Below are 7,165 nucleotides of genomic sequence, written 5' to 3' on the forward strand. Positions count from 1 at the left end.
TGCAGCCGGTCGCCGTCGGCGAGCGCATCGCGGTGCTGGACATCCTGCGCGGGTTCGCCCTGCTGGGCATCCTGCTGATGAACATGGAGGCGTTCAGCGGACCGCTGGACCTGGCCTTCACCGGCATCGATCCGCACTGGCACGGGCTGGACTACTGGGCCGACGCGGCCATCTACGTGCTGGTGCAGGGCAAATTCTTCACGTTGTTCTCGCTGTTGTTCGGCGCCGGCTTTGCGATCATGGCCGGGCGCGCGGATGCGGCCGGGCGTGTGTTCACCCCGTTCTACCTGCGACGCACGGCGGGCCTGCTGCTGATCGGCCTGTGCCACGCGCTGCTGGTCTGGTCCGGCGACATCCTGGTGATCTACGCGCTGGTCGCCCTGGCGTTGCTGGCCTGCCGCGAGGCGCCGACACGCTGGCTGCCGACGATGGGCGTGCTGACGTATCTGGGCGCGGCGGCGTTGATGCTGCTGCTGGGCGCGATGATGGGGCAGCAGGCGGGCCCGGACAATGCGCAGGCGCGCGCCGCCATCGAGAGCGCGCAGCAGACCATCGAACTGCAACGCCAGGCCTACGGCCACGGCAGCTACGCACAGGCCGTGCTGCAGCGTCTGCATGATTTCCGCGCCCAGCTCAGCGCGATCGTGGTGGTGGGGCCGGAAGTGCTGGGCATGTTCCTGATCGGCAGCTGGTTCGCGCGCAGTGGTGCGCTGGCCACGCCGGAGCGCTTCGAACGCCTCTACCGCGCGTTGCGCTGGGGCGCGCTGCCGGTCGGTCTGGTGGTGATGCTGGCGAGTGCCATCTGGCAGCCTTACCTGGCACCGGGCACGTTCACTCCCGCCAGTGGCGCGGCGTTCGCGATGGCCTCGGTGGCCTCGCTGCTGATGTGCCTGGGCTACCTGGCCTGGATCGTGCGCGCACGTGACGCGCTGTACTGGCTTGCGCCGGTCGGCCGGATGGCGTTGACCCAGTACCTCCTCCAGTCGCTGCTGTGCACGTGGGTGTTCTACGGCTATGGCCTGGGTGCGTTCGAACAGCTGCCGCGCGCCTGGCAGGTGCCGTTCGCGCTGGCGGTGTTTGCCCTGCAGGTGCTGCTCAGCCATCTGTGGCTGCGGTATTTCCGCTTCGGGCCGCTGGAATGGGGCTGGCGGGCGATGACCTACCTGCAGTGGCCACCGCTGCGCCGGGCGACTGCGCAGCGCTGAGCGCGGCCGTCGATGACCGGTCGATGCTCGACTGCATGCCCGCACGTCCTCACGTCTGGCTCGCGGCCGGACATGGCATTCTCGTCATCCGCATGCGCGTGGGCAGCGGACAATAGCGGGCCTCTCGGATCCGCAGCGCCGCGCCGACGCGGGATCCTGCCCCTACCAAGTTGAGCGATTCCAATGAGCAAGCACTACGACTATGACCTGATCGTGCTGGGCGGTGGCTCCGGCGGATTGGCCGCCGCCTTCCGCGCCGCACAGCACGGCCAGCGCGTGGCGATGCTGGAGCCGGGCGAACTGGGGGGCACCTGCGTCAATGTCGGGTGCGTGCCGAAGAAGGCGATGTGGCTGGCCGCCGACCTGGCCGGCAGGATCGGGATGGCTGCGGCGATGGGCTTTGATGTGCCGGTGCGGCCGGCGCTGGACTGGAAGGAACTGGTGGTGCATCGCCAGGCCTACATCGCCAACATCCATGCCAGTTATCTCAAGCGCCTGAACGAAAACAACGTGGTGCGGGTACCGCGTCGCGGCCACCTGGTGGATGCGCACACGGTGGAATGCAGCGACGGGGTGCGCATCAGCGCCGCGCACGTGCTGATCGCCACCGGCGCACATCCGCAGCGTCCGGATATTCCCGGCGCGGCGCTGGGTGCGGTCTCCGATGATTTCTTCAACCTGTGCAGCGCGCCTGAGCGCGTGGCGATCGTCGGCGGTGGCTACATCGCCGTGGAACTGGCCGGGCTGCTGCAGGCGTTGGGCAGCAAGGTCACGCTGCTGGTGCGCGGGTCGCGGTTGCTGGAGCGCTTCGACGCCGAGCTGACCGCGCAGCTGGCCGAGAACCTGCGCCACCAGGGCGTGCAGGTGCACTTCGATTACCGCCTGCGTGAGCTGCGCCGCGATGGCGATGCGGTCGTTGCCTATGGTCATGACGGCCCGCACGACGCCGTGTTCGACCAGCTCTTCTTCGCCACCGGCCGCCGCGGCAACAGTGCCGGGTTGGGGCTGGAGGCGCTGGGCATCGGGGTTGGCGACAAGGGCGAGGTGGAAGTCGACGCGTGGCAGACCACGGCGGTACCGAGCGTGCATGCCGTGGGCGATATCGCCGGGAAGGTCGGCCTGACGCCGGTGGCGATCGCCGCCGCGCGCAAGCTGATGGATCGCCTGTTCGGTGGCCAGCCGCAGGCCAGGATGGACTATGAGAATGTCGCCAGCGTGGTGTTCTCGCATCCGGCGCTGGGCGCGGTGGGGTTGAGCGAGGAAGAAGCGCGTGAGAAACACGGCGATGTCCGCGTGTACCGCAGCAACTTCCGCCCGATGCTGCAGGCGCTGTCCGATGGCACCCAGCGCAGTCTGTTCAAGCTGGTCTGCGTGGGCGAGGACGAGCGCGTGGTCGGCGTGCACCTGCTGGGCGAGTCGGCCGACGAAATCCTGCAGGGCTTCGCGCTGGCGGTGAAGATGGGCGTGACCAAGGCCCAGTTCGACGACACCGTGGCGATCCATCCGACCTCCGCCGAAGAGGTCGTCCTGATGCGCTGACCGCGCATCAGCGGAGACCAATCGGACAATACCAGCCAATGATCCACGTAGTGCCACGCCATGCGTGGCAACCGCGCCAATGATCCGGGTAGTGCCACGCCATGCGTGGCAACCGCGGCAATGATCCGGGTAGTGCCACGCCATGCGTGGCAACCGCACCAATGATCCAGGCAATGCCACGCCATGCGTGGCAATCGCACCAATGATCCGGTGGCACTCTCCGCAACGCACCACCTTCGTGCGCGCGGACACCCCCTGCGAAGAGCAGCCGGGCATGGCCCGGCTCTACCACGCAGGCCGATGGGGCCATTGCCGCAGGCGTGCCGGGCGGACAGGGCACTTGCCCAGGCGTGCGACAATTCAAGCCCCACCTGTGATCCGGCCGCCCTGCGCGGCCGTCTGCCGTCCCGATGCCGCCTACTGTTTCGTCGCTCCCCACATCCTCCCCGCGCATCGCCGCCGGTGGCATCGCGCTGGCCGCGGTCGGCGCCGTTGCCGCGTCCGGCAAGGCGGTGATCGTGAAGCTGGCCTACCGGCATGGCGTGGATGCAACTACGCTGCTGGCGCTGCGCATGCTGATGGCGTTCCCGTTGTTCGCGCTGCTGGCGGTGTGGTCGGCGCGCCGTGCCACCGCACTGTCGTGGGCCGATCGTGGCCGCGTGCTGTGGCTGGGCTTTACCGGTTATTACCTGTCCAGCCTGCTGGACTTCCAGGGCCTGCAGTACATCAGCGTGACCCTGGAACGGCTGATCCTGTACCTCAATCCCACGCTGGTGCTGCTGATCAGCCTGGTCCTGCTGAAAAAAAGGCCCGGCCGCTGGCAGCTGGTCGCGCTTGGACTGAGCTACCTCGGCGTGCTGCTGGCGTTCGGCCACGACCTGCAGCTGGAAGGCGGCCGCATCCTGCTGGGCAGTGTGCTGGTGTTCGCCAGTGCGCTGAGTTACGCGCTGTATCTGTTCGGCAGTGGCCAGGTGGTGGCGCGGATCGGTGCGATCCGCCTCACCGCCTATGCCAGCTGCGTGGCCTGCGTGCTGTGCGTGCTGCACTTCGCGCTGCTGCACCCGTTGGAGGCGCTGGGCCAGGCGCCGGTGCCGGTGTACTGGCTGTCGCTGATCAACGCCACGTTGTGCACGGTGCTGCCGGTGATGGCGATCATGCTGGCGGTGAAGCGGATCGGCTCGTCGCTGGCCGCGCAGGTGGGTATGCTCGGGCCGGTATCCACCATCGTGATGAGTCTATGGCTGCTCGACGAACCCATGGGCCCCTGGCAGATCCTGGGGACGGCACTGGTGCTGGTCGGCGTGCTGCTGGTCAGCCGCGCCCGCGCGTGACGCCGGCTGCGGCGGCACCTGAAGACGCGGCCGCGCAGGCGCGCGAGCGCATCCTCGCGGTGATCCGGGCGATTCCCCGCGGCCAGGTGATGGGCTACGGCCAGGTCGCGGCCAAGGCCGGCTTGCCGGGCAGGGCGCGGCTGACCGCCCGCGTGCTCGGCATGAATGAGGATCCGGATCTGCCCTGGCACCGTGTGCTGCGCTCGGACGGGCGCATCGCCATGCCGGAGGGTTCGCGCGGCTGGCGGGAGCAGAGCCAGCGGCTGCGCGCCGAAGGCGTGGCGATCGAACGTGGGCGGGTCAAGCACATGCCGCGCAGCGGCGGCGACGATCTGGATGCGGCGCTGTGGGGTCCCGGCTGAGGCCGACAGGGCGGCGTTAATGCGGTTGAACACGTCGCACCGGGGCAGTCCCGGGGCAGGGTGCTGCGGCTATGATGGGCGCAGTTCCAAAGGATGCCCCCATGTTTCCGCGACTGCCCACCGTCACCAAGGCACTGTTGATCGCCAACATCGTGCTGTTCCTGCTGCAGCAGCCCTTCCTGCTCGGCAACGGCACCTTCGAGCCGTTCATGCTGCAACCGCTGCGCGGCGGTTTCGATCCATTCTCGCCGGGCGGCAATTTCCAGCCGTGGCAGCTGCTTACCTACGGCTTCCTGCACGGCAGTTTCAGCCACCTGTTCTTCAACATGCTGGCGTTGTTCATGTTTGGTGCGTCGCTGGAGCAGACCTGGGGCGAGAAGCGCTTCCTGACCTATTACCTGGTGTGCGTGGCCGGTGCGGGCGTGTGCCAGTTGCTGGTCGGGGCGATGATGGCCGACCCGGTCACCGTGCTCGGTGCGTCCGGTGGCGTGTTCGGCCTGCTGCTGGCCTACGGCATGCTGTTCCCGAACCAGCGGGTGATGCTGCTGTTCCCGCCGATCCCGATGAAGGCACGTACCTTCGTGATCGTATTCGGCGTGATGGAACTGGTGTTCGGCGCCACCGGCTGGCAGCCGGGCGTGGCCCACTTCGCGCACCTGGGCGGCATGCTGTTCGGCTGGCTGCTGATCCGCTACTGGCGCGGGCAACCGCCGTTCAACAGGCGTCCACCCGGTGGACCGCGGAAAAAGAACCACCTGCGCAGCGTCCGTTGATGGCGTAATGCACCCAGATGAAGGGCACCGAGGGTGCCCTTCGTCGTATCCAGGCCGTTCAATCCACTGAAGCAAGGATGTTTCCATCGTGAAAATACTGATCCTGGGCGGCTACGGCGTGTTCGGCGGCCGGCTGGCGCGGCTGCTGTCGGACCTGCCCGAGCTGGAGCTGCTGATCTGCGGGCGCAATCTGGAGGCCGCGACCGCGTTCTGTGCCGACTACGTTGGCGCGCCGCGGGTGCGGCCGCTGAAGGTCGATCGGCACCGCATCGAACCGGTACTGGAGGCCGAACGGCCGGACCTGGTGGTGGACGCGTCCGGTCCGTTCCAGGATTACGGCGCGCATCCCTACAGCGTGATCGAAGCCTGCATCGCCGCGCGGATTTCCTATCTCGATTTCGCCGATGCGGCCGATTTCGTGTTCGGCGTGGCACAGTTCGATGCGCCGGCCAAGGCTGCCGGTGTGTATGTGCTGTCCGGGGTCAGCAGCTTCCCGGTGCTGACCGCCGCGGTGCTGCGCGAGATGGCCAGGCACATGGACATCGTCAGCGTGGATGGTGGCATCGCGCCGTCACCTTACGCGGGCATCGGGCTCAATGTGATGCGCGCGGTGGTCGGCTATGCCGGTGCGCCGGTGAAGCTGCAGCGCAACGGTCGACCGGGCCACGGCATCGGCCTGGCTGAAAGCCGGCGTTTCACTGTTGCGGTGCCGGGCAGGCTGCCGCTGCGCAACCTGCACTTTTCGCTGGTGGACGTGCCCGATCTGCAGGTGCTGCCGCCCGAGCACCCGACGATGACCGATATCTGGATGGGCGCCGGCCCGGTGCCGGAGGTGCTGCACCGCGTGCTCAATCTGTTGGCCAAGGCGCGGGCGCGACTGCACCTGCCCTCGCTGGTGCCGCTGTCGCGGTTGTTCTACAGCGTGCTCAACCTGATGAAGTTCGGCGAGCATCGCGGCGGGATGTACGTGCGCGCGCGCGGGATTGCCAACGGGGTGCCGGTCGAGCAGAGCTGGCACCTGCTCGCCGAAGGCGACGATGGCCCCTACATTCCGTCGATGGCGATCGAGGCGGTGCTGCGCAAGGCACTGGTTGGCGAGCGGCCGGCTGACGGTGCGCGCCCGGCCACGCACGCGCTGGCATTGTCGGATTACCAGCGTTTGTTCCAGGGGCGTTCGATCCATACCGGGTTCCGGAGCGAGATGCCCGGTGCCAGCCTGTATCGGCAGCTGCTTGGGAGCGCCTTCGACGATCTGCCGGCGCAGGTGCAGGCGCTGCATGACAGCAGCCAGGCGCGGCGTTGGCAGGGCGTGGGCGAGGTTCGCCGCGGCAAGGGGCTGCTGGCGCGGATCGTGGGGGCCGTGTTCGGCTTCCCGCCGGTCGCGGCGGCGGTGCCGGTGAGCGTGGCATTCGCCCCGGAGCGGGGTGGCGAGCGCTGGACCCGCGATTTCGGCGGACGCAGGTTTTCGTCGCTGCAGTGGCGCGGGCAGGGCAGGAACGAGCAGCTGCTGGTCGAACGCTTCGGCATCGTGGATGTGGCGCTCGCGCTGGTGGTGGAAGACGATCGCCTGCATCTGGTGACGCGGCGCTGGTCATGCCTGGGCATTCCGTTGCCGAAGGCGCTGCTGCCGGGTGGGCGCACGTTCGAGACCGAACGCGACGGTCGCTTCGTGTTCGACGTGGAGATTGCCGCACCGCTGATCGGTCTGATCGCCGCCTATCGCGGCACGCTGCAGCGCGTCAGCGCGGTGACGACAGGCTGAAGACCTGTTTCTCCTCGATGGAGGGGAGCGTCTTGTTCCAACAGCCGTAGCCGATGGTGCACGACGGCCGTGCAGTCCCAGCGGCTTGGATCTGGAGTTGTCTCCGCTCGGGGCTGTCGCGCGCGCGTGGGCCCCGTAGCGGCCGGTAGGCCCCTGGCGTAGTGGCGGCCTCCTCCTTTATTTTGCCCAGGAG

At 68.1% G+C, this 7,165-nt stretch carries 6 protein-coding genes; all 6 read left to right on the forward strand.

Annotated elements, in window-relative coordinates; translation table 11 throughout:
• A partial coding sequence (locus RTO53_RS17830; RefSeq protein ID WP_312239050.1) for a DUF418 domain-containing protein occupies nt 1-1,205 on the forward strand: 1,205 nt, incomplete at its 5' end.
• Between the two features lie 183 nt (nt 1,206-1,388).
• Nucleotides 1,389-2,744: a glutathione-disulfide reductase gene (gorA, locus tag RTO53_RS17835; protein ID WP_312239051.1), complete on the forward strand. Its 1,356-nt coding sequence runs from the start codon at nt 1,389-1,391 to the stop codon at nt 2,742-2,744.
• Between the two features lie 410 nt (nt 2,745-3,154).
• The gene (locus RTO53_RS17840; protein WP_312239052.1) at nt 3,155-4,075 is read left to right on the forward strand and encodes a DMT family transporter; all 921 of its coding nucleotides are present in this window, start codon (nt 3,155-3,157) and stop codon (nt 4,073-4,075) included.
• Nucleotides 4,072-4,437, forward strand: a complete 366-nt coding sequence (locus RTO53_RS17845; RefSeq protein ID WP_312239053.1) for an MGMT family protein — start codon at nt 4,072-4,074, stop codon at nt 4,435-4,437. The genes RTO53_RS17840 and RTO53_RS17845 overlap by 4 nt, the downstream gene beginning before the upstream one ends.
• A 101-nt stretch (nt 4,438-4,538) precedes the next feature.
• The gene (locus tag RTO53_RS17850) at nt 4,539-5,210 is read left to right on the forward strand and encodes a rhomboid family intramembrane serine protease (protein ID WP_312239054.1); all 672 of its coding nucleotides are present in this window, start codon (nt 4,539-4,541) and stop codon (nt 5,208-5,210) included.
• A gap of 88 nt (nt 5,211-5,298) precedes the next feature.
• Nucleotides 5,299-6,972, forward strand: coding sequence for a DUF4166 domain-containing protein (locus RTO53_RS17855; RefSeq protein ID WP_312239055.1), 1,674 nt, complete (start codon nt 5,299-5,301; stop codon nt 6,970-6,972).
• Nucleotides 6,973-7,165 lie beyond the last annotated feature (193 nt).

Origin of the sequence: Stenotrophomonas sp. (genome assembly GCF_031995405.1) — a bacterium.
GTDB lineage: Bacteria > Pseudomonadota > Gammaproteobacteria > Xanthomonadales > Xanthomonadaceae > Stenotrophomonas.

Coding starts and splice junctions, on each gene's coding strand:
- RTO53_RS17850 (WP_312239054.1), top strand. CDS start 4,539: ATGTTTCCGCGACTGCCCACCGTCACCAAGGCACTGTTGATCGCCAAC.
- RTO53_RS17840 (WP_312239052.1), top strand. CDS start 3,155: ATGCCGCCTACTGTTTCGTCGCTCCCCACATCCTCCCCGCGCATCGCC.
- gorA (WP_312239051.1), top strand. CDS start 1,389: ATGAGCAAGCACTACGACTATGACCTGATCGTGCTGGGCGGTGGCTCC.